The sequence below is a fragment of the Paenibacillus sp. PCH8 genome (assembly GCF_002968835.1).
GTDB lineage: Bacteria > Bacillota > Bacilli > Paenibacillales > Paenibacillaceae > Paenibacillus.
Genome location: NZ_PKQK01000001.1, coordinates 1578517 through 1604423, shown reverse-complemented (window position 1 = coordinate 1604423; position 25907 = coordinate 1578517). Strand labels below are relative to the sequence as shown.

Here is a 25907-nt window from a genome sequence, read left to right as displayed (position 1 = left end):
TCAGTACACCTCCTGTACAATCGACACGAATCGCTCCGCAATGGCCACATGCTCATTAAAGCCCGTCAATTGGTTGAATACTTCCTCCAGTGATCCTTCCATTGATTGCTGCTGAAGCTGCTTGAACGTACCGTCTGCCACCACACGACCCTCGGCGATCAATACAATTCGACTACTGATCTTCTCCACCACATCCATAATGTGTGACGAATAGAAGATGGTTGTGCCTTTCGCTGACAACTGCGACATAATCTCTTTCACCACCATCACACTGTTCGCATCCAGTCCACTGAGCGGTTCATCCAGGAACAGCAGGTCCGGATCATGCAACAGCGCAGAGATCAGCAGCACTTTCTGGCGCATACCTTTGGAGAAAGATGCAATACGGGAATGATATGATTTTTCCAGTCCAAAACAATCCATCAACAGCTTGGCTTTATAATCTGCATCCTCATAGGACAACCCATATAGCTCTCCCGTAAACGTCAGATATTCTGCCGGGGTTAATTGTTCATACAGCTCAGCAACTTCCGGCACATAACCGATTCTGCGTTTATATTCCACATCGCCATCCGCGATATCTTTGCCAAAAATGCGCACCGTACCCACATACCCTTCAACCAATCCGAGTAAAATCTTGACCGTTGTACTCTTGCCGGCCCCGTTCGGGCCAATATATCCAATCATCTCTCCCCGATTCACGTCCAGATCGATGCCATTCAATACATAGCGCCCGTTGTATCTCATACGCAAGCCTTCAATTGACAGCACTTGTTCTCCACTCACTTCGTTATCCAGCTCCTGTCTCTATCTATTTCTACAATTCTACTAGTTTACCACAGTTTGGAATGGTAATGATCGGAAAAAGGCCGCGATGTGCGCTATCATCTCGATATCTACCCAACTATAGATTTGCGTACCCATGGTACAAATATCAAAAAGCCCCTGTCCCACCATAAGGTGAGAGACAAAGGCCTTCATGTCTATGTGGTACCTATTTGACCACAGACAAGGATCGTTATTGCACCGTAACTATCTGAAAATGTTGATTCGTGCCCCCGTTGTCAGTCCACTGAATAGCCGCAGCGCCATCTGCCAACGATTGACCGGAGATGTCCAATACTTTGCCTGTACCGCGGTTCTTCAGTTTGTAATAACCGCCACCCACACTGACCAGCTGCCATTGCTGGCTTGCCCAACCCCCATCATTCCACTGTTCAATCACAGCACCGTCGGCTGTGGACCCGTTCTCTACACCCATTAGCTTGCCACTGGAACGATTTATGATTCTGATATATCCGCCTCCTGCATCGGTAATCTGCCACCGCTGACTTGTGATACCTCCATCTGCTCGCTGTTCCAGATCTGCACCATTATCAGAGGAGCCATCAATGACGTTCAGTAACTTGTTGCTTTTACGGCTAATCAGCTGATATGAAGCATTCGGGTCCCACACATCCGGTGTACTCACTCCGGTCACGGTACCTGTTGCTGTATCAATCGTAATACTGCTGGCCCAGTTCATCGCCAGACTGGTTGCACTCGGGAACGAAAGTGGCAGCCAGACATACTTCGAATCCTGCACAGGTCCGCTCCACGCACCAGCCCAGCGGTCACCCATGTAGAGATAGGATGTGGTCTGCGAGCCTTCTACTGGAACGACATAGGTGGATTGGGAACCATACGTTGTGCTGTCTCCGAAGTTGCTGAGACCGCTCCATGTGCCCGTCATGCTAGAGGCTGTCGCATATTTGGCCTGATTCGGATTCCAGCCGGTAGCACCCGAGGTGATCAGGAAGTAAATGCCGCCTTTTTTGAAAAGGGCAGGTGCTTCACGATATTGTCCGGGCCATAGTGTCGTTACTAGCGACTCCACACCCAGGAAATCCGGGGTCAGCTTATATATATTCAAGTCTGCATTCACACGAGTCGCGGAGATCAGATAAGCCGTTCCGTTATCGTTGTATACCGTCATGTCTCTGGAATCATACCCGAGCGGGCGATAGCTGCCCACATACGTATAATTGCCATCAACTGTATTGGAAGTAGCTACGGCCACTCTCGCCTCGCCATAATCCAGACCATTCTCCTTATGCATCCATAACACGTATTTGCCAGTTGAACTGTTATAGATGACTTTCGGGCGTTCGATGTTTGAGATGTTAAGCTCAGCCGCCGAGCTGCTAGTCAGCACATCATTGCGATACTCCCAGTTCTTCAAATCGGGGGAACGATATACGGACACCGCCTTGAACGTTCCATTCGCATTGCGATTCTCCCCAAACCAGTAGTAATATCCATTCGCCTTGATCATACCTCCCCCATGCGCGTGCACGACATTGCCACTTGTATCTTTGAACTGCACCCCATTCGTCACACTCAGCGGAGCAGCTGAAGCGTTCGGTCCTGGTGCGAGCAGCATGCCTAACGATTGCAACGCCAAGAGTAGAACAAGCAGATAACTCAAGCGGTGGGTAAAGCGACGTGAATGTGTATTCTTTTTCAACCATCCATCGTTCATAGCCATATCGTAATGCACCTCCATGTTTTTTTGTGAAGCGCTTACATAAAATGAAATCGATATGTCTCATCTGCCTCCGATCGATGATGCATTTCAGCATTAGAATTCCTGACAGGATTGGCTGGGCATTCACCTCCCTAATTCCGATTGTACCCGCTACGTCCCTGCTCGAATAGTGAACAATCCGGCGGAACCTATACAATTTCATACTGCACGCTGTCCAAATCTTGTACCCAAGAGCGGCTTGAATCGAATGATGCAACATGCGGACAACAAAAAAGACGCTTCACCCGAAGCGTCCTCTGCTATCCCTGCCCTGCATAATATTGTGAATATCTCTGGCTGTATGTGGCTTTTCGTAGTCAGGTTCGTCATATGATGTTGTATAAGCATTACTCGCCGCGCCCTATTGCTTAATCTTCGTCATTAAAATCCTGATCGAACGAAAGTACCTTACCTGTGTTCGCATCGATATCTACATCAGCTTCACCTTGAGCGGTTCTTAGTTCGATCTCATACACATAGCGACCATCATCATGATCCAGCTCGACTTTGGTTACTTTACCACCTGTCACCTGTTTCAACGCAATGTTTGAAGCTTGGGATGCCGTTAATTTGACCTGCTTGGAAGCAGATGAGTTAGAAGTGTTACCTGTTACCGCACCATTATTATCATCGTCGTCATCGTAATCTTCATCATCCACGACTGCCAGAATTTTGCCTGTGTAGGCATCCAGACGAACGACCACATCATGGCTTCCTTTTCTGTCGATTTCGACTTCATAGAACGTTTGTCCGTTTCTGCGCTCCAAATCCACATCATCCACTTTACCTTCGGCTGCTTTCAACGCTACCGCTTTCGCTTGTGCTACTGTCAGCAATTTTCCTGTTTTGTTCTGGTTCTGTGTTATGGATTGTGTCGTTGACGCTGGTGTCGTTTGTATGGATTGTCCGTTCACATTTCCGCTCGTTGCTACCGCAGACCCTCCAAGTAATACCGCTGCCGACAAGCTACCTATCCAAAGTTTATGTTTGTTCATCATCATCATTCATCTCCTCGTTATTGTTCTCGTTCTCGTCTACATTTATAGAATAACCTGTACGAATGAGAGATCAGCGAGAGTTAGATTAGAATTTGATGAGAAAATGAGGAGCGTGCTCATTTAACTGGTGTTCATGATGTATGTATTCAAAAACAAATGAAAAAGATGACTCCACATTAGGAATCATCTGTCCAACAATTTAATGCTATCTTCAATCATTCCTCTTTCCCTTGCAAAAGTTAATCCTCGTCCTCATCCCAAGTCACGGAACGAATTGCTCCCGAGATGGCATTCACCTGCACAATAGCCTCCCGGCCATCCGCCAGATCAATTTCTACCAAATAATATGGATTCCCACTGTTGGTTCCACGCAGTTCAATGTCATCTACTTCCCCGGAGACCTCCGCAAGCGCCTTCTGTTTTGCTTGTTTCTCGCTCAGAAACTGGGGCTTGGGATCTTCCTTGGTCGGTTCAGTTGTTGGCGCTGCAATTGTTTTGGAAGATATCGTCTCTCCGGAATATGGATCAATCGTGAGTTCTTCACGGCTGTTATCCTTCGCCTTCACGACCGCGGTGTAGACCGGACTGCCTTGCTGCTCCACAAGTTCAAGCGAGACCAATTGGTCATCCGTTTGTTGTTTTAACAATGCTGTCTTGATCTGCTCGCGGCTCCATAACGTCTTCTCTTCCGCTTGTGGGTTAGACTCCAGCCGTTTGATGGAATTCACGGTAGCCGTGACGGCATCCACCTGTACTTCATACAATCCGGTTTCCGAGCGTAGCTGCATGATGTACGTCCCATCCTTCAACGTGGAATGGACAATCTCCCCCGGATATTGATCCAGCACCGATTGGGCCGCCGCACCTTCCGTAAGCACCACGCTAGCCGATTGCCACGGCTTCCACCAAGTAACAGCTGCCACAATCAGCACAATGAGAAGCCCTGCGCCCCACCAGAGTGATCTTCGCGATTTTGCCCATCCGCTGGTCATCTGTTCATGCCGTTTCATTTCCGGTGGTCGCTGCTCATGCTCTGTCATCCCGTTTCCCCCTATGCGCTCTCTTAACATCCCCAGTTAATCTGATGCTTATCAGTATATAAGAGAAGAATGAGAATTTCATGAGAGCGTCCCGCTCTGAACTGATAATGGCAAAATAATCGAAGCCTCGGTGCCCTCACCCTCGATACTGGCAAGCTCAATCCGCGCTCCCACTGCACCTGCAAGTTCTTTGGCAAGCGACAATCCCAGACCTGAACCACTTGCGCCTAAGCTGCGTGTTCTGGCCGGATCAACCCGGTAGAATCGGTCAAACACCTTCTCCAGCTCGTCCTCCCGCATACCAATTCCGGTATCCACGATCCGAATTCGGCACTCTTGTCCCTCGGCTTCCAGCCTGACTTCAATCGCATCTTCACTATACTTCCGGGCATTATCCAGCAAAATAAACAACAGTTGCTTCAGCTTGCTCTCATCGCTGATCGCCCAGATTGGACCCGAATCTTCACACCGGACTTCGCGGTGATAGGCTTCGCGAAATGCACGGGTGGATTCTGTTGCCAGTCTCGTAATATCCACACGCTCCAACTGTACATTCCACTGCTCTGGCTGCTTCGCGAGCAACAGCAGTTGCTCGGTCATCTCCCGCATACGAACGGATTCGGACAGAATCGCTTCGACCGCTTCATCGAATACCTCGGGCCGTTCTTTCCCTCGCCGCTGTAGTAGACTGGCATAGCTCTCAATAATGGTCAGCGGTGTTTTGAGTTCATGGGATGCGTCCGAGACAAATCGTTCCTGTCGTTCAAAGTTGGATTCGAGCAGATCCATCATCCGGTTAAACGTCTGGCCCATCGTTTTCAACTCATCCTTCGATCCTTCCTCCAGTGGAAGACGCTTGAATTGGCCGCTGGACTGAATGTCACTCATCGTGCGTGTCATCTGCTGAATCGGTCTGGTCATCCGGTTCGCCAGAATCCGGCTGGAGATAATGGCTGGAATGAGAGCAATAATCGTGACTGCCACAAGCACGGTACGAAGTACCGATAGACGGTTCTCCGTCTCTGCGATACTCTCAGTAACCTGTACATTCACCACCTCGCCATCGGGCCAGATGACAGGTACAGATACCCATACATAACCGATCTGATCTACTTGGGTATACTCGGATTTCTTCTCACTTTCATACTTGTAAGGCAGCTTGCTCAGCTGCTCGGAAGCTGAGGTTGTCGTCACCGGAGAGCTGGTGCCATCCTCATTAACAATCCGAAGCATGCCGTTGACAGGCGCATAGGCCCGTAGCAAGTCATCCGGCGGAATGGAGCCGGCAGACTGACGCACTCCTTTGACAATAGACTCCGCTTCCGCCTCCACCCGATGAACCTCGTTATCAATGGACATCCGTTCAAACACGATATAAACGGACAGGTTGACCGCGATTAACAGCACGGCAAATAATACAGACGAATATCCGTAGATTTTACTTCGCAGGCTCATAACTGTTCCTTCAGGACGTACCCTACGCCCCGTACGGTATGTATTAAGGGCGGTGTGAATCCGTTATCCACCTTTTTGCGCACATAACGGATATACACATCCACCACATTGGTATCTCCATAATAATCGTATCCCCACACGGCCTGCACAATCTGGTCACGACTGAGCACCTGACGTTGATTCTGAAGCAGGTATACCAACAGGTCGAACTCACGTGGAGTAAGCTCAATGGGCACGCCATCTCGGGATATCTCTCGCGTTCCTTCATTTAGTTTCAATCCGGCAGCCGTCAACCAGCCCGCCTCAGATTCATCCTTATGCCCAGATGAGTCATTCCCTGCATTAGATGTAGAAGATGAAGCCACAGACGCGACTGCACTAAGCCGTAAGGCGGCCCGAACTCTGGCAAGCAGCTCTTCAATCTGGAATGGCTTAGTAATGTAGTCATTGGCTCCGAGATCAAGACCAGATACCTTATCTTCAACGGAATCTTTGGCTGTGAGCATTATGATCGGAATCGTAGCATCTTTGGCACGAACCCGCCGTAACACCTCAATTCCACTCAGTCCCGGGAGCATCACATCGAGCAGAATTAGATCCCACTGTCCTTCCGCAACCTTCTCCAATCCTTCTATTCCACTCCCCGCCTTGCCTACCTGATATCCCTCATACTGTAATTCCAGTTCAAGCAGACGTGCTATTTTGGGCTCATCCTCTATGACCAGCACGGCTTCGTTCATGCAGCGCTCCCCTCATCCCCATCATTTCATTCTCCCGTTATCTTACAATAACATCTACAGTTTGCCCAAGGCATCTTCAACTGACCGATCCCCGGCAATCAGATCAAAGGCCATCCGGTACGTCTTCTCTTCCTGCAAAGAAGCCACGATGACGCGGGCCACATCTTCACGCGGAATGCTTCCTGGTGCCAGTCCCGTTCCGACTGCAATCTTGCCTGTGCCTGGTTCGTTCTTCAGACCACCGGGACGAATAATCGTGTAATTCAGATCACTTGCAAACAATGCACGGTCCGCATAGTGCTTCGCCACATAATATGGCTTGATGGACTCTGACCATTTGTCCCGTTGATCTGCGCCATACGCACTGACCAGAATATATCTGGAGATGCCTTGCTGCTCTGCCGCTTCCATTGTCTTCACCGCACCATCCAGATCGATCAGCAGCGTTTTATCCTGACCGGTAGATCCGCCTGAACCCGCCGTAAACACAATTGCATTATGATCCTTCATTGCCTCAGCCAAGTCCTCTACACTGCCCTCCAGATCGCCAATCACCACATGGGCGCCGAGTTCCTTCAGTGCGTCTGCCTGCTCCGGTTTGCGGATCATGGCAGTGACTTTATGTTTGCCTTCCTGTACCAGCTGCTCCACCACAAACTTGCCGATTTGCCCATTGGCTCCTATAACTAAAACGTTCATACGTCATTTCTCCTCTCGGTTGAACGGATCGTTTGTTGCTGCTATCCGTTCCTTTTATTTATAGATGCTCATCCTATAATTTAAACGAAAGCCGGCGCTTCTAAGCGCCGGCTCCTGGTCCATGTCCGTTATATACATATCCGGTACATCATCTGAACATCTATGGGAAATATAACATTCCATTGTCTAATAATATACCTTAGACCCTGTACGATTTATACGCGACCTCAGATCGAGCACTTCCGCCGCGCTCTCTTCACATCTGAATATTAATGATCTTTGTTGTCCATTACAACAGAAAAAAGGACGCCCAGAAGGGCGCCCTTGAATGGCATGAAGATTAGTAAGCCAGTGCGAACAAACCGTGAATGTGAGCCAGGTAACGGATGTTACTTGCTTCTTTCATCATGGTTGCAGGCAGACCTTTCAGACGAGTCTGGTTGCCACCGATCATGCCGACAGCATCTTTACGACCCAGACTTCCCAGCGTACCGGAGAATACTGGTGTGAAGGATTCCATTGCGCCACCTTTGAACATAACGCCCAAGTTGTGACCAATAGTCTCACCCATTTGCCAAGCCAATTGTGCTGTTGGAGGGTAAGGGCGAGCGCCTTCGCTAGGGAAGACCACTGCGCTGTCACCAGCAACAAACACGTCTTTGTGAGAAGTAGATTGCAGAACTTCCGTAACTTTCGCACGGCCGCGATCCACTTCAATTCCGCTGTTAGCAACAACAGCGTTGCCTTGTACGCCACCTGTCCATACGAGTGTGTTCGTAGGGATGGAGCTGCCGTCTTTCAGTAGAACCTCGTTTTCTTTCATCTCGGTAATCGCTACGCCAACAATGAAGTTAACGCCACGTTTCTCAAGACTCGCTTTCGCACGGTCAACCAGCTCTGGAGGGAATCCTGCCAGGATGGATGGGCCTGCTTCAACGGTATACAGGGAAACTTCTTTGAAGTCGATCCCTTTTTCTTGACATACAGCAGGAAGCAGGTCAGCAAATTCGCCAACAAGCTCAATACCAGTCAAGCCGCCGCCACCAATAACAAACGTAGCGTCTGCTTTGTTGCCGGACTGTTTGTAAGCATCCAGACGTGCTTCAACGTGTGCACGAATACGGTTGGCATCGCTAACCGATTTGAGCGTGAAGCTGTACTCTTGCAATCCCGGAATTCCGAAGAATGCTGTTTCGCTGCCCAGGGCAACGACGAGTGCATCGTAAGAGTATGTGGAGCCGCTGGTCATCAGAACTTTCTTCTCGTCCGGCTTGATTGTATCCACCGTATCGATTTTCAAGTTCACGTTTTTGCCACGCAGCAATTTTTCGAGTGGAAGAGCAACTGCTTGTTCAGCAATGCTTCCCGCTGCAAGACGGTGCAGTTCCGTAATAATTTGGTGTGTAGGGTAACGGTTAACGACAGTGATTGTCGCTTCTTCAGGAGACAAGTACTGACGTGCAGTCAGCGCAGTCAACAGACCGCCGTATCCTCCACCCAAGATCAAAATTTGCTTCGACATATCCATCCTCCGTTCTTCTAAGTCTTAACGTTTCGGTTGTTGACGCTCGTTCAGGATGCTCAGGAAAGATTGAGCAAAACGAAGCGATTGTTGTACGTTTGGATCTTTGAGCATTTTCAGCATAGCGAACAAGCCAACTGAAGTTTGCTCTGTTTGCGCACGATCATTAGCTTCGATGGCAGCAGAAGCTACACCTTTAGCTTTGTCTACAACAGGCTTAGCGAACTCGCCCATTGCGCTCATTGTGTCGCTGATCAGAACTTTGTCTGTAGCTACACTTTGTGCAAAGTCATAAGCTTTCGTCATAGCAGTAACCATTTCAGCCAATTTAGGCAGGTTCTCCACCAGAACGGTTAAAGACTCCTGTACTTCAGGCTTCATCAGTTGATCCAGTACGTCCAAGGACTGGCGTTGGGAAACGTCGGCACCTTCTGTAACCGGCACCTCTTGTTGAGTAGGCGATTGTGACATAAGAGAAAGTCCTCCTTTACTTTGGGATAGAAGTCCGCGACTTTCATGATGCCTGTCAAGCAGAGCCGAACCACAAATACATTGAATACACTAAATGTACCAAATTTCACACAATAGGATAAGCGTAGCTCATGGCTGCTCCCGTATCATGCATTGTATCTTGGATCTATTGCGGACAACATGTGTTGACGCACAAAACGACAAGCAGGCCGAAACCGAACTCTATACCCCTATATTACACCTCTTACACATGAACATGAAAAAGAAATTTTTTACACTTGTGAAGATATTGTGAACATTGTAACAAAATCGATTTTTTTGTCAAGTTATGCAGGCGGGTTACAACGGCTAATCCTCCTGTCCAAAATCCGTCTTAATACCATATATGGTATTAAGACAAGATTACATATGACCAGATGTGCGATATGTACACAAGGAAGGATTGATTTATTCACATTTCCAGGAACTGTTTTCCAAAATCACAATATTCATGCAACGAAATTGGTCACTCTCGTTATTATGCAGCGATAGGCTCGGCCTTATTCCCTCATAGATACATCTTTTCTATTTCAAGTATGAACCTCTTATGGTTAGAATGCAAAAAATGGATAACGAGTCTTATGCGTTTAGAATATCCTCAACCCGGTTAATATGAACTACACCAGACAACGAAGGAGATGTTCGATATGAGTAACTCAACTAGCGATAAAATTAAAGCAGGCATTAACAAAGCCAAAGGCGAAGTGAAGGACCAGATCGGTAATGCTACGAACAATAAATCCCTTCAGGCTGAGGGCAAGAAAGATAAAGCCAAAGGTGCTGTACAGGATAAAATCGCCGACATCAAAAAAGATCATTAGTTCTTTGAGATGCAAGGTCAAACAGCACGATGAATTCGTGCAATAGATAAATACGTTAACCAGCCTAACCGTCCGTATTCGGATGATCCGAGAATGTGACGGAGGCGCAAAAAAGCCAAGGAAGGTGTTATTCCATACACCCTTCCCTGGTTTTTTTTGTGTTTTATACGGCTGGAACTGCGTATCTTGCCATATCAATTATGAAGCTGCGCGTTTCTCTTGTTGTATGGTATTGACGGCTGAACTGCCTTACCCATTCCGGATGTTCCTGATACCAGCGGAAAGTCTTTTCCAATCCATGCTCCAACGTGGTTTGCGGTAACCATCCCAATTCTGCTCTTAATCTGCCAGAATGTCCGACCAGACTAGACCCCCTCGACTGGGTAGGTTCCTGCTCTCGAATCTCTACAGCAGGCACTGATCGATCCATCGGTTTCAATATCTCGCCAATCTCCTTCATGGTTGTCCCCAGCCCGGTCGATACGTTATAGACCTGTCCGTCTTTGCCAGCAATCATAATCTGTTCAATTGCCCGGAGGGCATCATCCACATACAAGAAATCACGCACCGCCGACCCTTGGATATCCAGCGACAGTCCGTCCAGCATCCGACCAAAATTTCGAGGGATCACACGATCTGGGAGTTGCCACGGACCATACAGGTTGGTTAAACGAAATAGTTTGACGGGAAGCTGGTAACATTGGCCATAGGAGTGAGCAAGCATTTCGCACGCTACTTTGGAAGCAGAATATGGAGATACAGGCGCATACGGGTCCGATTCGTGGTAGACCCTGCCCCAATCTCCGCCGTACACCTCAACGGATGAAGCCAGCAATACAGGGATGTTATGTTCGGTAGCATACTGAAGGATAGCCTGGGTGCTCAGCGTATTGTTGCGGAAAACTTCCCCCGGCTGATGATAGGAATAATCAACGTGTGGCATCGCTGCCAGATGAATAATATAATCCGTTCCAATCGGCAACTGAACACGGTTTGATGCCAGGTCACAACAGATGAAGGGCATTTCATACAGTGGAGAGATATGAACAAGCCTCTTACAATAATCATCCCGGTCCAGAAGGGTAATTTGATGCCCCTTTTGCGCCAAATACTGTGAAAGATTAAATCCCACGAATCCTGAAGCCCCTGTAATGACTATATTCACACACCATTCCCCCTTGCGATTTATACCATAACAAGTGTATTGAAGAGAGTTTATGTACTGAGTATACCCTTTTATTGATACATTTTGTATCATTTTACAGATGATTTTTTGTTCGTCCTGGAGGTTTACGGGTAATTTATAGAGAGGTGATATGAGATGAATGAGCGTAACTCAAATATTGAGACGTTGTTCCTTCAAAATAACGTTATCATTCCCAATCGTCCGACCCTGCCTGTACTTATATATAAGAACGTATGGGCGGAAGAGGCCCTTCATGCAGAATCGTTACTGAACCGCAATGGATGGGGAAATAGCTGGTTGAATGGTGTGTTTAATTATCATCATTATCATAGTAATGCGCATGAGGCTCTTGCTGTGGTGAGTGGATTCGTGAAGTTGATTCTAGGTGGGGAAAATGGACAGAAAGTGTACCTTCAGACAGGTGACGTTGTCGTGCTTCCTGCCGGGACAGGGCATAAACGTCTGGAATCCAGCACTGACTTTCGTATTGCAGGAGCCTATCCGGGTGGCATGAGTTACAACACACGCACAGGCGAGAATGGCGAGCGGGCAAAAGATCTTCAGGAGATTCAAGAGGTTCCCATCCCGGATACCGACCCGGTCTATGGGCAGGATGGACCACTAATGGAACTCTGGAATGAGAAATAAGGATAAAAGATATGAAGAGAAAAAAGAACGTTATTGGACAATGCACAGGAGAGTTCGATTCAGTAATCAAACATGAACCAATAAACTGTTCCCCGGGAAAGTAGAAGTATCATGCCGGAGAACAGGTTTATTTTAATGAGCTATGCTCTTCAACCTTTAGTCGTTTAGTCCATTTCAGTGCTCGGCAAGCCGGATACTGTAATACCTCATCGCAAGTGGTTTTCCATCCATCTCAAGTTGGCCTTGCAGCACCAGTTGTCTCAACCGATATTCCACGAACGCAGCACTTATGTGTTGACTGCTCGTACCCATCACTTCACCCACAATACGAGCTGCTCTGATATACGTACCCGGCTCCCAGTTGGGTGTCAGTTCCCTTACCTTCTGCACAATGTACTCGTCCAACGCATCTTCAGGCAGACTCCGAATCTCACCGTTCTCCATCATTCTTAATTGTCCGGGCTGTGCCGAAAGTTCCAGCCAATCCTGTTCCAGTTGGCGACGCTCTTCCTTGGACAGCGGCTCCTGCGCGGAGCAGACGTGCCACATTGCCAGAAGCTTTTCGGAAAGAATCTCGCCTGTGTGGAGCACATCGTATTGAATGTCAGGTCTATTGAATAATTGCTGATACAAGCCACTCGTCTCGATAAGATATATAGGACTCTCACTGCTCCGTAATAGATGTATGGCATAGAGCAGCCCAGTCTTCTCATGTGCATTATTCGAATACCAGATGATGATTGACGTCTTGGAATCAAGGGACTGTATTGTGGAGTTAAGCTCAAATAATGATTCCAGTTCATGCATGGCATATGCCTCACGGTCACTGAGACACAATCGTTCGGTCAGCCAGAGATGCCTGCGTTGCAAGTCTGCACGAAGGGTCAGATCACCTAACGGACCCACAGCATAATCATCATCCATGGAGAAAAAGCTCCGTTTTCCCTGATCAGGTAATGTACTCATTCCCATCTTCAGACTACCCAGAGGTGAATCTCCAAACGTGATATGAATTTCATTTGGTTTGTCTATCTCGGCGGAGGCTTGTTGCTCCAGCTGTCCTATATCCAAGGGCACATCGAGATTACGAAACAAGGATTGTACCGCATCCGCAAAATCCACTTCTTCGGCTTGCTCTTTCTGCTGTTTGACCACGAGTGCTGATTTCATATAGAGCACACGCAATAGTGAACGAAGTTCATTTTCATTCAAACGATTTAACATTCGACTGAATGCATAGATATCGTCAATCATGCTGATCCTCCTTCAAGCTAGCGTCAATACTGACATAAATCATATATCAGCGCACTGATAACTCTTTTATTCAAGAAGAAATCGATTTTCCAGAGGGTTGATTCAATTCATTTAGATCTTCACGATCTGATGATGTCCGGGTAAAGTGACGCTCCAGCTTTCGACTTGCCCACAGGGATACCGCGATAAACAGTAACACGCCTACCCAGCGTACAGGGTGCTCCAAGAATTGTTCCACGTTGGAACCAATGTACGTTACAGAGAAAATCATGATGGCTTTGCCACAGCCTACAGCAAGCAAGAAGGATAACAATCGCATACGCGCGATACCTGCCGCCACATTAATTATAACGAACGGACCTACCGGGAAGATACTGAGCAGAAAGACATAACCGAACGCGTTCCTTCGAATCCATACCATACTTCGCTGCACACGAGGTTTGCGTGCCCATCGTTCCACAAATGCGGATTTCCCGATCTCACGTACAATTAGAAACGTAACGGTGCAGCCCAGAACCATGCCAATCCATGAATAGATAAATCCCGCCCACAGACCATATACCGCACCGTTCACACCCACAATCAACAGCGTTGGGAGCGGCGGTACAAATGATTTCATGAACGTAAGCAAAACTCCCGGTAACGGGCCCAAGGAGCGAAACTTCTCCAGCCAGAAACGAATATTCTCTTCCGTAATATAGGACATAATGTCCAGTGCTGCCGGGTTCATCTGCATCCATCCAATCTATACGTTCTACGTTCTAATGTTAGGTATCCCACTTGTTACTCCGTCATTCCAACGAATAATGAAGCGTCTAACTCACCCTCCCAGTATAACGTACATCTTCCATTTGCACCGTTGTCAATTTGAAGAAATATCGCAAACGGAGAATTCACCATTGACCATAACTAAAATGAAAATCAAAAAGCACACCTTGACCTCATCGGTCTTGGTGTGCTCTTCATATTGAAACCCAGATTCAATTTCCAGGGACATAATATCTCTTATTCCAGTTGAGCCTCCTGCATGGCCAGCTCAATCAGTTCTGCCTGATGCGCTGCATTCCACTCGGGAATGCCGGATTGCATGAACTCTTCCGCATCCATCGCTGCTTTGGACTGGTTGCACAGATTGCATGCACAAACACAGTTGAGCGGGGTGGTATGTCCACCTTTGGCTCGCGGCAGCAAATGGTCGATGGTATCGCCATATGATCCGCAGAAGTAACAGGTATATTGATCACGCGTCAGTATATACCGCTTAAAGTCCTTGTTGCTGAACAGTCGACGAATCGTATATCGATTGACCACCACAGCAGCTTTCTCCTTAACGAGAGTGACGGCAAGCTCCATGTCCACTTCCTGATGCCAGCGCCTGCCCTTGTCCGTCTTGCCACGCATGCGTACCATGCCTTGACGGTTCGCCCGGAGCGAAGCTGGATCTTCCGGGTCAATAGCTACAGGTACCGCCGGAGTCTGGCGGCGGGGACGACTGTCCATTCCAGCTGCCAGACTCCGGCTGGAATGCGCGGGTCGCTGCCCGGATGGACCACGGGCAGCGTCTTCGCCGTTCGCCTTGGGCGCACGTTCCTTGCGCGCCTGGCGCGGCTTGGACCCTGGCGAGCCAGGCTGGCGCACGGGCGCAGGAGGCCCTGCCTCCGCAGCAGCCCCCGGCGCTTGCCCGGGCTCGCGCCTGGTAGCGGCAGGCTGTGCCTCCGCCACCGCAAGGCCATCGACCGTGGTGGCATCGCCACGGTCGCCCAGGGCCGGCGCAGGGGCCTCAGCAGCTACGCTGCGGGCCTGCCCTGCGCCGGACGGCAACGCGGCAGCACGCTTGCGGCGCCGCTTGCGCTTGCGTGTGGCTGCGGCCTTTGGTTCCGCAGCCATTTGCTCTGCTGCCGGGCCTTGCGGCTCAGTCGGCAGCAGAGCTTGGGCCGCCGCAGCCTGCTCGGCGGCCTGACCCGCACCAGCGGCTGCTCGTGCGCCAGACCGCTGTGCAGTGCCTTTCTCATTCGCAGCATCCTGCCCCTGCGAATGCTCTTCCCCACGCCTGCGCTCGCCTAGCTGCTTCTCAGCCTGATCCGCAACTGCCTCATACGCCGAGCCAGTGGGCAAGCTCCAATCAGTCTGCTGCTCATGGCCCGCCGGCCTCTCTGAACGCTTGCTCTTCCTGCGTCTTCTCCTCTTCTTCCGGTTGCCTGAGGGAGAAGTCACCAAGTCAGCATGTTCATCATCACTCGAAGAAGAGGAGCCTACTAACGGTTGAGACTCCTGACGTTTCTCCGGCTCAGACACGGTAGCAGATACCTGCTTCGCCGTATGAGCAATCCGATTTCGTTCATTCATCGCAGAGACAGATGGTCTGGCAGTAACCTCACGGGCCACCACGCTATCTTGTCGCTGCTCTACCCGATCTCCCGGTTGCTCCATTGAACGGTTAGCATGATCAGCCTGTCCACCAAGCTGGCGACAGCTGCGGCAAGCTCCCCTTCTGGCTGCGGGACCTGCCCGCTTCCCGGTTCTACGCCGGAATTCGGACATAGGCCGCTGTTGCCCGCAATACATACATGTCTTGGTCAGTCGCGCTTCTTGTTCCGTCTTTCCTTGGCGGAAAGGGGCTGGCCCCGTCTCCATGTGGTCACCTCGGTTCCGAATGAATCCGGTTTCTTCCTATTGTATCACATCTGCTCGCGAACACCCTCATAGCCAGGGGACTGGTAATCCTCCGCCTTGTACTCGTGTGTCTGTCCACTGCATTCATGAAGAATGTGCTCTACATATTCCAATATATCCTGCATCGGTCTCCCGCATTTATCACATGTTGTCATCATTTTTCACCTTGATCCTATTCTTTGAAGTTTCTCTATATTCGTTAAGGAATGAATTTGAATGTTTATCGCTTATTCCGGTCTCTTTGGTTGACCAACATCTATTAGCGTTCCGCCTTATGATTACCCCTTACATATGAGAAAGAAACATTCGTTCCCCATATTACACTTACAGTGGATATAACAAAAAACCGTTTCCTGCTCTCCCCTAAGGTCGACCAGGAAACGGTTTATTATTCCTATATTGGAATTCATATGACGCAATTTCTATTAACGAACGTCCAGTTGCCCCGAGTTCTGTTGGGGCGCCAGACGTGGTTTGGGTTTCGGCAGATTACCGAAGATAACCCAGGCATATGGAACGAACCTTGCCGTCAAACCAACCACGATCCAAGAGGCGATCAGAGCTACTCCGAATCCTCCGGCGTACCACAGATGGATCAGCCAGGACACTCCCGTTTGCGGCGGGAATTCCCGATACACCAGCAGGAAGAAGGGGTGGATCAGATAGATGCCAAAGGACAGAGACCCAAGCCGATTCAGCGGTTTGACGATCAATGATGGCCCTTTGCGGTAGAGCAGATAAGCGATCTGGATAAGTACCAGCGCACAAGCGAAGGTATGTGCATTCCAGAAGAACTCGTACCACAATGTGTTGTAGGTTGCGATCTTGAGACGCAGCAGATAATAGATGTACACATGCCCAAGACCGGCAAAGATCCACACCGCCCAGAGCAGAATCCATGAAGCTACACGCCCTTTGGTTGCATTGGCCCTACTGATGACGAACCATTGTTTGATTCGAGGGAAATACACCCCGATATAAGCTCCCAGCATGAAATAGGAAAAGTACGAGAAAGCCCAGCTTCCTTTATTGGGTACCTGAAATCCATATTTATTGCTTACGATGAATGCCCATTGAATCAACAATCCGATCGGTACAGACCATTTCACCACAGCCGGATACTTCTTGAGCAACCATAATACCAATGGAAATATCAGATAGAATTGCATGTTAATGAATACGAAATACAGATGTGTGTAGGCTTTGCCTGTAAACAGTTTGGTAATGAAACTTACCGTCGATTCACCAAATGGACGACCCTGATAATGCGTCACATGCAGCAATACAAAGTACATCAATGAAAATAGGAAATAAGGAAGCAGAATGTACACAAATCTTTTCTTGTAAAAGTTACTTACCAGTTTCTTGTCCAGCGGACGGGAATAATAGTTATAGAACAGCACGAAACTGCTCATAAAAATAAAGGTTGGCGTACCATATTTCATGAAGATATTAATAAAGTTGTACAACCAGTAATATCCCGAACCGGTCATGTCTACGGTCGCGTAGGAAGTGGAATGCACGCACAGCACACCGATAATCGCCATGGCACGTACCAGATTCAGCTCTGGAATTCGCTCTCTTTTCAGTGTTTCACTCATGTTTAGGGTTTCTCCTTCATGTGTTCGTCAATAGGTCAGATATGACTTAATCCATTAAGCTCTCTATCTATTAAAAGGCATATTGCTTAATATGGATAGTCCATTTTCTTAACAATTTCTAAATTTTCAGATGGATTTCACAATTCTTTCATGTCTATATATGTAAAAAAGACCGCGAGTACGCGGTCTGTGGAACTTCCTGCTTCCAACCGAATAATGGTTGGTTTACTCGGATAAAAATGGAAAACAAGGGGTGCACCCTTGCATTTCTCACCAAATCTACTTCTTGCGGCTTGCCAGAATTTGTTTATAAACGTCAATCGCTGCCTGTCTGGATGCCTTCAGATCGACAATGGCATCCTTACGCGGCTGATGGATGTCCTTGCTGTGCAGATCTTTCAGCACAGGTAACCACCTGCGAATATAGTCCCCTTGAGGATCATATTTCTCGGATTGCGTTACCGGATTATTCACCCGAAAGTACGGAGCCGCATTCTCGCCAAGCGAGGCGCACCATAACCAGTTACCACGGTTCTGAATATTATCATAGTCACTCAGCTTGCGTCTGAAATAGGCTTCACCCAAGGTGAACGGACATTGCAGGTTCTTCGTAAGAAACATTGCTGTCAGAATCCGCAGGCGGTTCGGCATATGTCCGGTCTCATTCAATTCTGTCATCGCTGCGTCAATAATCGGGATGCCTGTCTCAGCCTTGCACCATCGTTCGAAGTGAGCTTCGTGGAGCGCCGAGAGATCATACACCTTCTCATATGTAAAATAGTGACTCTCATAGACCGCCCGATACAGATAGAAGTCGCGGAAGCATAACTGTCTGATCCACTCCTCAGCCTCTGCCACTCGATTCGCTGCGTCGTACATTTTGCGAATGGATACAGCCCCCACAGCTACGTAAGAACTGAGATGGCTTGGCTCATAAGCCTCATATTCATCCCGGTGCTCGCCATACTCAGCCATTCGATTAACTACAAACTGATCCAACAGCAGATGTGGTTCTTCATTATCCGATACACTGCCCTCCAGTAACTCCTGAGGTATCTGCATCTGCTCCGGCCACTCAATCTGGCAATCACTCACCTTCACATCCGCAACTGTTGCTGCGGAAGGAGGATTGGGGTGCTCATTCATGAATTCGACCCACCGCCGATGGAAGGCCGCAAATACCTTGTAAGGCTCCGACTTGCCTGTGAAATTGGTGAATCCATTCAGATCCATTAGCAGATGATCCGTCAGTTGCGTGAATGTAACGTCATGCGCTTCACTTACTTTGCGTATGCCTCTGTCCCGCTCCATCGCATATGGGGTCATGTCCCGATGGACCACAATCTCAGTGATGTCACCCTTGAATTGGTTCAGGATGAAATCAACCACTTCGGCCGGTTTGCCATAAGCAACATGCAGTTTTTGTTTAGATTCACGATACTGTTCACCCAGCCTCGCTGCATGTCGTCTGAAATTCACGCCACTGTGTTCCTTCTCTCGTCCCTGGCGCAGGAGAAATGGATCATAGATGAGCACATGCACACTCTCTTCTTCCTGTTCCCGCAAATAATCGAATGCAGTCAGATCATCCGTACGCAAATCTTTGCGGTGTATGAATAGCTTCATGCCTCACTCTCCTACCTGAACGTATGTCTATTTTTGGGTCAGATTCTGATACAACTTGCTTGTTTCTGGCTCCGGTTGATGCCCCAAATCCTCATTCAGGACCAACTTGAATGAATGATATAAACGAAGTATGCCTTGCTGATCATTCATAGATGCATACACTTCCATCATGAGACGGCAGATCTCTTCCGCATAAGGCTCCCGTTCCTGCAATTCCGTTAATTGCTCAATCGCTTCCTTACCTCGTCCATGCATCATATCCCATCTCGCAATATCCATAACCAGCCCTGTATACTTGCGTCTGAGTTCCCTTGCTTTGGCTTGCGCCCAATGGTAATCATGCTCTTCCAGATAATCAGCACGATAAAGGGGAACCATATGTCTCAGGTCATTCACATTGTCCGATGTAATCATGGTATAGACCATAGCTTGTTCGAATTGTTCCACGTCACTCACCAGATTACCCGGTAACAGACGATAGCGGTTCATATTGTACTCCAGCTTGCCTGTCATGCTCCATTCCTTCAGCAACTTTCGAATCTGGTATACGGAAGTATGTAGATGGGTAAGGCCCTTGTCCTGGGAAACATCTCCCCACAGCTTATCAAGCAGAATCTCCTTGCTTACCCACTCTCCCCTGTGATGAAACAGAAAAGCAAAAAGTTCCTGCGATTTGGTTGTACGCCACTTATGTTTCTTGGCACCCTGATCCAGGCTTCTGAAGATGTCCAGATGCTTGAACGTAAGCAATCCCGGAACTCCGATATCCAAATCCTCAGGCAGAGTTTCCGACTCCAGTACCTCGGCAGTTACCGCAACCTGTTCTTTATATGACATGGTTCCAACAATGCGATCTATCGTTTTGGCCAACCGGGTAGAACTCATCGGTTTCAGTACATAATCCAGGGCATGCAGCTCGAATGCCTCCACCGCATAATCGGCGTAAGCCGTTACAAAAATAATACGAATACTCTGATCCAGTTGCTGTATATATTCAGCCGCTTCCAGGCCATTCATTTCCGGCATGCCGATGTCCAAAAACACAACATCCACACGTTCCTTTGCCAGAAATTGAAGGCCGTCACGGGCTGTTGAAAAACATTGCACGGGTGTAATCCGTCCGTCCGACCTCAGTAGACGCTCCAGATGAAGCTGCGCTGGCTTCTCGTCATCGATTACAATGGCTCTCACCGTTCTTTCAGCCTCCTGCCATGAAAGATTCAATAGGAATACCGTTTTTATCGGCATCCGCTTAGTAGTCTGTTAACCATAAAAAGGACAATTCGGCTCATGATCTGGAATAGTTCACCTGTTGTACAGGGATACGGAATCGTATCTGTGTCCCTTTGCCCACATGGCTCTGAATCTCCAGTCCCTGACCGTAGATCGACATGAGCCGGCGATTAATATTCTGCAGCCCCACGCCTCCCGGACCTTCCGTTCGCCCGGATTTCACCTGAGCCATTCGTTCTGGAGGGATCCCCACACCATCATCTTGTACCTGAATGACCACATGCTCATCCTCTTTGAAAATCCTAAGATGAACGGTACCGCCTGCTGCCCGCTCCATAACGCCATGGCGAATGGCATTCTCTACAAGCGGCTGGATACTGAGAGGAGGCAGATAGAGGCGCACTTCTGGTTCCACCTCGTACTCGACGACCAGTCTTTCTTCAAATCTGGCCTGTTCCAGATGTACATAAGACTCCACCAGTTCCAGCTCTTTGGTCAGTGGAACAAGTTGCTCCCGGTTCTGGAAGTCAAAGCTTCCCCGCAGGTAATGACTCAATTCAATCAGCAGATCGGTTGCTTTGTCCGGGTTCACTGCACATGTCGCGATAATGACATTGAGCGCATTATATAGAAAGTGTGGCTTGATCTGGGCCTGCAAAAAGGCCATCTCGGTCCGAATCGCTTCCTGTACAGAACTTCGCATCGCAATTAATGTCCGAACCCGGGCACGCAATTCACCGGCATCTACCGGTTTGCTCAGAAAGTCATTGGCTCCCGCCTGGAATCCATGCTTAATGTCCTCAGGCAACCCACGTGCGGTCAGCATCAGTATGGGCAGCTCTGACAGGGAACTGTGCTCGCGCAGCTTGCGACATAGTTCAAGCCCCGACATTTTGGGCATCATCCAATCTGTAATGACTAGATCAATGGACGGGAATTCTTCACGGAGCTTTAAGGCAGCGTGTCCACTATCGGCCGCAATTACACGATATCGCTCCGTGGATAACAGGTTAAGCAGCACATGGCGATTCACAGGGTCATCGTCTACGATTAGAATCGTGTGCTCTGCTTCCGGAAGATCATCCGGTTCATCCGATTCTCTGGTGACCAGCTCTTTTTTCCCCGTCCCTTGGGCTGCTATATAACGGGCAGCAGCTGGTTTCGAGGGGGTTTTCAGCAGCGGCAACTTCATCATGGGTAGGGTAAAATGAAAGATCGACCCTTGCCCCGGTTCCGATTCGACCCAGATTTCACCTCCGCCAAGCTCCACGAGTTTTCGTGTAATACTCAGACCCAGTCCAGTTCCATCAAACACTCGCTCTATCGTCCCATTTCCCTGCTCATATGCCTGGAAGATATCCTCTTGTTTGTCCAAAGCGATGCCTACTCCCGTATCTGCGACAGATACCTTGACCCAATCCCCATCGACACTGGCATACAACCGAATCTCACCCTGTTCGGTGTATTTATAGGCGTTACCCAGCAGGTTATATAGAATCTGCCGGAGGCGATCTTCATCTGCTTCAACGAGTGGCAGCGACTGCGGCCATTGCTGAATCAGATGAATGGGTTTGTCCTCAAACGTGAAACCCGAGACTTCGACCACGGTGCGGGCAACTGACTCCAGATCGACGGCTACTCGCTTCAACTCGATCTCACTATTTTTCAGCTTGGAAAAATCCAAAATGTCGTTAACCAGCAGTGAAAGCCGCTTCCCGGTTGCCGTAATCATGGACAGGTTCTTGGCTTGCTTGGGGGTAACTGCTCCAGCAGCGCCTTCCAGCATGGATTGGGCAATATTAATGATGCCGTGCAGGGGCGTCCTTAACTCATGAGACGTATTCGCCATGAACTCGTCCTTGAGACTGTCAATCGCGAGCAGACGCTCTGACAGCGCCTCCACGTCACGGAATGATTGTGCGAAGCGGATTGCGGTAACAATCATCTGGACGAATACAAATAGTAATAGTTCAATCAATGCGAGGAACGCTGTATCTACGGCAGTGAATGCACCAATCGTATGCAACACAACTACCATGAGTATGCTCAGCATGCTCACCAGTACAAAGTGGCTATCCTTCGGACGTCTCTTGAGCCAATAGAGCATAGCTCGCAACATGTAGACAATGACTACGAGCGAAATGAGCAACATGGGAAGCTCAAATAACGAGAACAGGGCCGGAGGAAGCGTCAGACCTACCGTAGTCTGTGCAACGAGCAAAACCACAGCCAGACGTACGAACCACTGATGGACTGCTCCAGGTACAAGGGCATCTATATATCGAAGCAAGAAGTAATAGGCAAAAGCAGCACTAAGGAGCTGCACCCGGAGCATCTCATTATTGGTCAGGAACGGTACCAGCGTTCCCAGCAGCTTCTCTCCATGTGTCAGAGCGTACAACGCACCGGAAAGGCTGAATAGGCCGAGATAGTGCAATTCCTTCTCACTGCGCCGTAACCGGAACAGCAGCAGGAAGAAGGCCGCTGGCAGGATAAACCCGAACAAGGTCATCAGATCCTTGAGCCAGTCCTGTTGCTGGCCTTTGAGAATGCTATGCTCATCTCCAAACAGAACTGGCGCTACAATGCCACCTGAAGCATAGCTATAATTGGATACCTGAATGATAATATCAGCCGTTTCACCCTCAATGGACGTGAAGCCTGTGAAAGGCAGATTCAATTGAATATCTGTATCCGTTGTCTTTCCTGGCAGACCCTTGCCACCAATCTCTTTACCATCAATAAATACCCGGTGAGACATGCGTATATTCTGTGTGCGGATACCATAGTCGTTCTTCAAGGTCCGAGGTGTAATCCGTACCCGCAGGTGATAGGTTCCATACCCATGTGCTTGTCCCAGCGATGTATTCCACCTGGAGGGAACATGGATCGCAGATGAAGCAGGTAGTGGCTTGCGGCCAGATGTTCCCGCTTCAATATCTGCCGGACTCAGCAATTGGCCGGGATAGAAATCCCAGACACCGTTTAGAGATGCTGCACCCATGCGATTATAATCCCACTGGGTCAGGTCGATGTTTCCATCCTTGGCTTGAGGGTTATTCTGCTCCCTGATTAACATCTGGGCGATCCAGCCGAGCGGAAAAATGACAATGCATATGAAGCTGATGGTCAGCATAATCCAGTGTTTTCTCATCTATGTATTCCTTCCATCCCCGCATGGCGAGAGACGTCTAATTTTGTCGATTTATCCCTATAATTCATGTTACACGTTTCTGATGCTCACGGAAATAGTTTCCGTTCATAATCGGTCAACTTCATTATAATTTGAAGAATTTCTGTCGGTTTCCGCCAGATCGTGGTACACCAAGGAACCTCAGACCGATGTTCGCCGAATGAACGGGCAAGATGGCCTGAGGTTGATTGATTGAGTAAGCTAATATAATGATCTTTTATTTAACAACTTGGGCAAGCTTCTGGACAATCCCGACCCAGCCCTGTTCCATACGCTCACGCACCATGGCGTGAGCCTGTCCAAACTCAGTCCGTTTATCCGCATCCCAACCGCTATGAATCAGAGTGAACTCTGTACCTTCAGGCTGTTCATGCAGCTGGAACGTCAATATCCAGTCTTTTCCCCATCGAAATGACAGCTTGTGCGGCGGATGAACTTCCGTCACCTGACAAGGCGATTGTCCGAAGGGACCCGCTTCCAATATAAATTCATGACCTTCCATGGGCTCCAGATTGCCGGGCATGAACCAGGTTCCCAGTCCTTGCGCCGTAGAGACCATCTCCCACACGTTCTCTATAGGTGCACCGAGCAAAAGCTCCTGCCGGATATCCGGTAATGCGCTTGATGATGATTCCATTGCGATCGCCTCCTTGAGTATCATCCTGACCGGACACAAGCTCAACATTCGTTCCCCCGAAGGATTAATATCCGCGGGAATACTGCTCGGCAATCGCCGCTTGATCCTTGCTGACACCCAGCTCCAGATCCGCATGGTTCGCCCAGTACGGATCACGTAACATACCTCTGCCAATCGCAACCAGATCCGCATCCCCATTGCCAATAACCGCCTGAGCCAGCGCTGCATCCTCCAGCATACCCACAGCAATGACAGGAACGTTCAGTTCTTCACGGAACCGACGGGCAAATGGCAGCTGGTACCCTGGGTAGTTACCCGGTTTCCGTTGTCCCGAAGGTCCCTCGCCGCCGGAACTGATGTGGAACATATCCACGCCCGCCTCTTGATAAGCACGAGAAATATCAAGGGTATGATCGATGTCGTATCCACCATCGGCATATTCTACAGCCGAAACGCGCATAATCAGCGGCATATCTGCTGGCATTTCCTTTTTCGCCGCACGAATGACTTCAACGCCGAAACGGGACAGATCCTGCCCATATACATCCTCACGATGGTTCATTAGCGGGGAATGGAACTGGTGGATCAGGTATCCATGTGCACCGTGCAGCTCAATGGTATCCACTCCAGCCTGGACTGCGCGGCGAACACCGTCTGCGAACTTCTGCACCATAGCTCGTACCTCTTCCGTACTTAACGCACGAGGCTCCTTGTACTTTTCTCCCGGGAATGTGACCACTGACGGGGCAACAGGTTGCTCTGCATCCTCTGCTTTTCGTCCCGCATGTGCGATCTGAATAGCTACTTTGGAGCCGTAAGCATGGATTCCATCGACAAGTTTGGTGAAGGCAGGCACATGCTCATCGGACCATATCCCCAAGTCATTGTCGGTAATGCGTCCATCCGGATGCACATCCGTCATCTAAATTACAATCAGTCCTGTACCCCCAACTGCACGGCTCACATAGTGAACCTGATGCCAATCGTTCGGAATGCCGTCCTTCGCTGTAACGGAATATTGGCACATCGGTGCCATGACTACCCGGTTATTTAATTGCAGACTCTTGAATTGATAGGGGGAAAATAATTGCTCTGTCATTGTTGCTGCATCTCCTATTCATTGTCTTGCTTTGTGGTGAACTCATTCTCTTATCTATCTTGATATATATGAAGCCTTACTTATTTTCCAGATCCGAAAACTGTTTCCCATTCTTGCCGTAGTTGTCCTTCTCCAGATCCTCAATGAAAATAAAGACCTTGCTCGGATCAACATCCAGTGTCTCACAAGCCACCTCGGTCATTCGTTCAATTAACTGGCGTTTCTGCTCCTTCGTCTTGCCTTCCAGTACCTTCACGGTGATAAATGGCATGTCTCGAACACATCCTTTCTTCATGGATTATTATGAACCTGACGTATAGAAATACAAGTGAATCAATTTCAGAACTCACTAAAATGGATTTTTTGTAACTAGATATAGACAAAATGAACCGTTTTGATCTATATC

Annotated in this window: 20 protein-coding genes and 2 pseudogenes; 2 read left to right on the top strand and 20 right to left on the bottom strand. The window is 48.8% G+C overall.

Features of this window, described 5'->3' with window-relative positions; all coding sequences use genetic code 11:
• The 9 genes from C0Q44_RS07050 to C0Q44_RS07010 all read right to left on the bottom strand — a co-directional run bounded on the left by C0Q44_RS07050 (position 1) and on the right by C0Q44_RS07010 (position 9491).
• Positions 1-786, bottom strand: coding sequence for an ABC transporter ATP-binding protein (locus C0Q44_RS07050; protein WP_105406631.1), 786 nt, complete (start codon positions 784-786; stop codon positions 1-3).
• Between the two features lie 232 nt (positions 787-1018).
• Entirely contained in the window at positions 1019-2422 is a 1404-nt protein-coding gene (locus C0Q44_RS07045; protein WP_258166279.1) for an RICIN domain-containing protein, read from the bottom strand.
• 512 nt (positions 2423-2934) lie between these two features.
• A complete protein-coding gene (locus C0Q44_RS07040) occupies positions 2935-3564 on the bottom strand; it encodes a PepSY domain-containing protein (RefSeq protein ID WP_181150885.1) in 630 nt (209 codons plus the stop codon).
• Between the two features lie 239 nt (positions 3565-3803).
• Positions 3804-4604, bottom strand: a complete 801-nt coding sequence (locus C0Q44_RS07035) for a PepSY domain-containing protein (protein WP_181150884.1) — start codon at positions 4602-4604, stop codon at positions 3804-3806.
• Positions 4605-4682: 78 nt separating this feature from the next.
• The gene (locus C0Q44_RS07030) at positions 4683-6059 is read right to left on the bottom strand and encodes a sensor histidine kinase (protein ID WP_105406628.1); all 1377 of its coding nucleotides are present in this window, start codon (positions 6057-6059) and stop codon (positions 4683-4685) included.
• Positions 6056-6799: a response regulator transcription factor gene (locus C0Q44_RS07025; RefSeq protein ID WP_105406627.1), complete on the bottom strand. Its 744-nt coding sequence runs from the start codon at positions 6797-6799 to the stop codon at positions 6056-6058. Before C0Q44_RS07025 ends, C0Q44_RS07030 begins: the two co-directional genes overlap by 4 nt.
• A 54-nt stretch (positions 6800-6853) precedes the next feature.
• Positions 6854-7498: an SDR family oxidoreductase gene (locus C0Q44_RS07020; protein WP_105406626.1), complete on the bottom strand. Its 645-nt coding sequence runs from the start codon at positions 7496-7498 to the stop codon at positions 6854-6856.
• 340 nt (positions 7499-7838) lie between these two features.
• Complete coding sequence (locus tag C0Q44_RS07015; protein ID WP_091012527.1) at positions 7839-9020, bottom strand: NAD(P)/FAD-dependent oxidoreductase; 1182 nt, start codon at positions 9018-9020, stop codon at positions 7839-7841.
• A 24-nt stretch (positions 9021-9044) separates the two neighbouring features.
• Complete coding sequence (locus tag C0Q44_RS07010; protein ID WP_105406625.1) at positions 9045-9491, bottom strand: DUF1641 domain-containing protein; 447 nt, start codon at positions 9489-9491, stop codon at positions 9045-9047.
• A 686-nt stretch (positions 9492-10177) separates the two neighbouring features.
• On the opposite strand from C0Q44_RS07010, the gene C0Q44_RS07005 reads away from it, so the two are divergent.
• Entirely contained in the window at positions 10178-10351 is a 174-nt protein-coding gene (locus C0Q44_RS07005; protein WP_105406624.1) for a CsbD family protein, read from the top strand.
• A gap of 163 nt (positions 10352-10514) precedes the next feature.
• Here the strand turns inward: C0Q44_RS07005 and C0Q44_RS07000 are convergent, their stop codons facing one another.
• The gene (locus tag C0Q44_RS07000) at positions 10515-11516 is read right to left on the bottom strand and encodes an NAD-dependent epimerase/dehydratase family protein (protein WP_258166198.1); all 1002 of its coding nucleotides are present in this window, start codon (positions 11514-11516) and stop codon (positions 10515-10517) included.
• A gap of 156 nt (positions 11517-11672) precedes the next feature.
• Between C0Q44_RS07000 and C0Q44_RS06995 the strand changes: the two genes are divergently transcribed.
• Positions 11673-12185 carry a cupin domain-containing protein gene (locus tag C0Q44_RS06995; protein WP_105406622.1) on the top strand — a complete coding sequence of 171 codons (513 nt, stop codon included), beginning with the start codon at positions 11673-11675 and terminating at the stop codon, positions 12183-12185.
• A 174-nt stretch (positions 12186-12359) separates the two neighbouring features.
• On the opposite strand, the gene C0Q44_RS06990 is transcribed toward C0Q44_RS06995, so the two are convergent.
• From C0Q44_RS06990 to C0Q44_RS06945, 10 genes and pseudogenes are all read right to left on the bottom strand, one after another.
• Positions 12360-13439: a DUF1835 domain-containing protein gene (locus tag C0Q44_RS06990; RefSeq protein WP_105406621.1), complete on the bottom strand. Its 1080-nt coding sequence runs from the start codon at positions 13437-13439 to the stop codon at positions 12360-12362.
• Between the two features lie 70 nt (positions 13440-13509).
• Complete coding sequence (locus C0Q44_RS06985) at positions 13510-14169, bottom strand: TVP38/TMEM64 family protein (protein ID WP_105406620.1); 660 nt, start codon at positions 14167-14169, stop codon at positions 13510-13512.
• A gap of 275 nt (positions 14170-14444) precedes the next feature.
• Positions 14445-14882 (bottom strand): annotated as a pseudogene (locus C0Q44_RS32005) (HNH endonuclease); the annotation flags it as partial.
• A 1655-nt stretch (positions 14883-16537) separates the two neighbouring features.
• A complete protein-coding gene (locus C0Q44_RS06975) occupies positions 16538-17713 on the bottom strand; it encodes an acyltransferase (protein WP_105406619.1) in 1176 nt (391 codons plus the stop codon).
• A 279-nt stretch (positions 17714-17992) separates the two neighbouring features.
• Complete coding sequence (locus C0Q44_RS06970) at positions 17993-19339, bottom strand: cryptochrome/photolyase family protein (protein WP_105406618.1); 1347 nt, start codon at positions 19337-19339, stop codon at positions 17993-17995.
• A 27-nt stretch (positions 19340-19366) separates the two neighbouring features.
• Positions 19367-20530, bottom strand: a complete 1164-nt coding sequence (locus C0Q44_RS06965) for a response regulator (protein ID WP_105406617.1) — start codon at positions 20528-20530, stop codon at positions 19367-19369.
• Between the two features lie 97 nt (positions 20531-20627).
• Positions 20628-23726 (bottom strand): ATP-binding protein, encoded by a 3099-nt coding sequence (locus C0Q44_RS06960; protein WP_105406616.1) that lies wholly within the window; start codon positions 23724-23726, stop codon positions 20628-20630.
• Positions 23727-23982: 256 nt separating this feature from the next.
• Complete coding sequence (locus tag C0Q44_RS06955; RefSeq protein ID WP_105406615.1) at positions 23983-24402, bottom strand: SRPBCC family protein; 420 nt, start codon at positions 24400-24402, stop codon at positions 23983-23985.
• A 64-nt stretch (positions 24403-24466) separates the two neighbouring features.
• Positions 24467-25501 (bottom strand): annotated as a pseudogene (locus C0Q44_RS06950) (NADH:flavin oxidoreductase/NADH oxidase).
• Between the two features lie 76 nt (positions 25502-25577).
• A complete protein-coding gene (locus C0Q44_RS06945; RefSeq protein ID WP_105406614.1) occupies positions 25578-25772 on the bottom strand; it encodes a tautomerase family protein in 195 nt (64 codons plus the stop codon).
• Between the last annotated feature and the right edge of the window lie 135 nt (positions 25773-25907).

Bases quoted from the DNA above. Each gene is read 5' to 3' on its own strand.
- C0Q44_RS06955 (WP_105406615.1), bottom strand. From the start codon at position 24,402: ATGGAATCATCATCAAGCGCATTACCGGATATCCGGCAGGAGCTTTTG.
- C0Q44_RS07020 (WP_105406626.1), bottom strand. From the start codon at position 7,498: ATGAACGTTTTAGTTATAGGAGCCAATGGGCAAATCGGCAAGTTTGTG.
- C0Q44_RS07030 (WP_105406628.1), bottom strand. From the start codon at position 6,059: ATGAGCCTGCGAAGTAAAATCTACGGATATTCGTCTGTATTATTTGCC.
- C0Q44_RS07015 (WP_091012527.1), bottom strand. From the start codon at position 9,020: ATGTCGAAGCAAATTTTGATCTTGGGTGGAGGATACGGCGGTCTGTTG.
- C0Q44_RS07005 (WP_105406624.1), top strand. From the start codon at position 10,178: ATGAGTAACTCAACTAGCGATAAAATTAAAGCAGGCATTAACAAAGCC.
- C0Q44_RS06985 (WP_105406620.1), bottom strand. From the start codon at position 14,169: ATGAACCCGGCAGCACTGGACATTATGTCCTATATTACGGAAGAGAAT.
- C0Q44_RS07045 (WP_258166279.1), bottom strand. From the start codon at position 2,422: ATGCTGCTCGCACCAGGACCGAACGCTTCAGCTGCTCCGCTGAGTGTG.
- C0Q44_RS06960 (WP_105406616.1), bottom strand. From the start codon at position 23,726: ATGAGAAAACACTGGATTATGCTGACCATCAGCTTCATATGCATTGTC.
- C0Q44_RS07025 (WP_105406627.1), bottom strand. From the start codon at position 6,799: ATGAACGAAGCCGTGCTGGTCATAGAGGATGAGCCCAAAATAGCACGT.
- C0Q44_RS07040 (WP_181150885.1), bottom strand. From the start codon at position 3,564: ATGATGAACAAACATAAACTTTGGATAGGTAGCTTGTCGGCAGCGGTA.
- C0Q44_RS06945 (WP_105406614.1), bottom strand. From the start codon at position 25,772: ATGCCATTTATCACCGTGAAGGTACTGGAAGGCAAGACGAAGGAGCAG.
- C0Q44_RS06970 (WP_105406618.1), bottom strand. From the start codon at position 19,339: ATGAAGCTATTCATACACCGCAAAGATTTGCGTACGGATGATCTGACT.
- C0Q44_RS07010 (WP_105406625.1), bottom strand. From the start codon at position 9,491: ATGTCACAATCGCCTACTCAACAAGAGGTGCCGGTTACAGAAGGTGCC.
- C0Q44_RS07035 (WP_181150884.1), bottom strand. From the start codon at position 4,604: ATGACAGAGCATGAGCAGCGACCACCGGAAATGAAACGGCATGAACAG.
- C0Q44_RS06975 (WP_105406619.1), bottom strand. From the start codon at position 17,713: ATGAGTGAAACACTGAAAAGAGAGCGAATTCCAGAGCTGAATCTGGTA.
- C0Q44_RS06990 (WP_105406621.1), bottom strand. From the start codon at position 13,439: ATGATTGACGATATCTATGCATTCAGTCGAATGTTAAATCGTTTGAAT.
- C0Q44_RS06995 (WP_105406622.1), top strand. From the start codon at position 11,673: ATGAATGAGCGTAACTCAAATATTGAGACGTTGTTCCTTCAAAATAAC.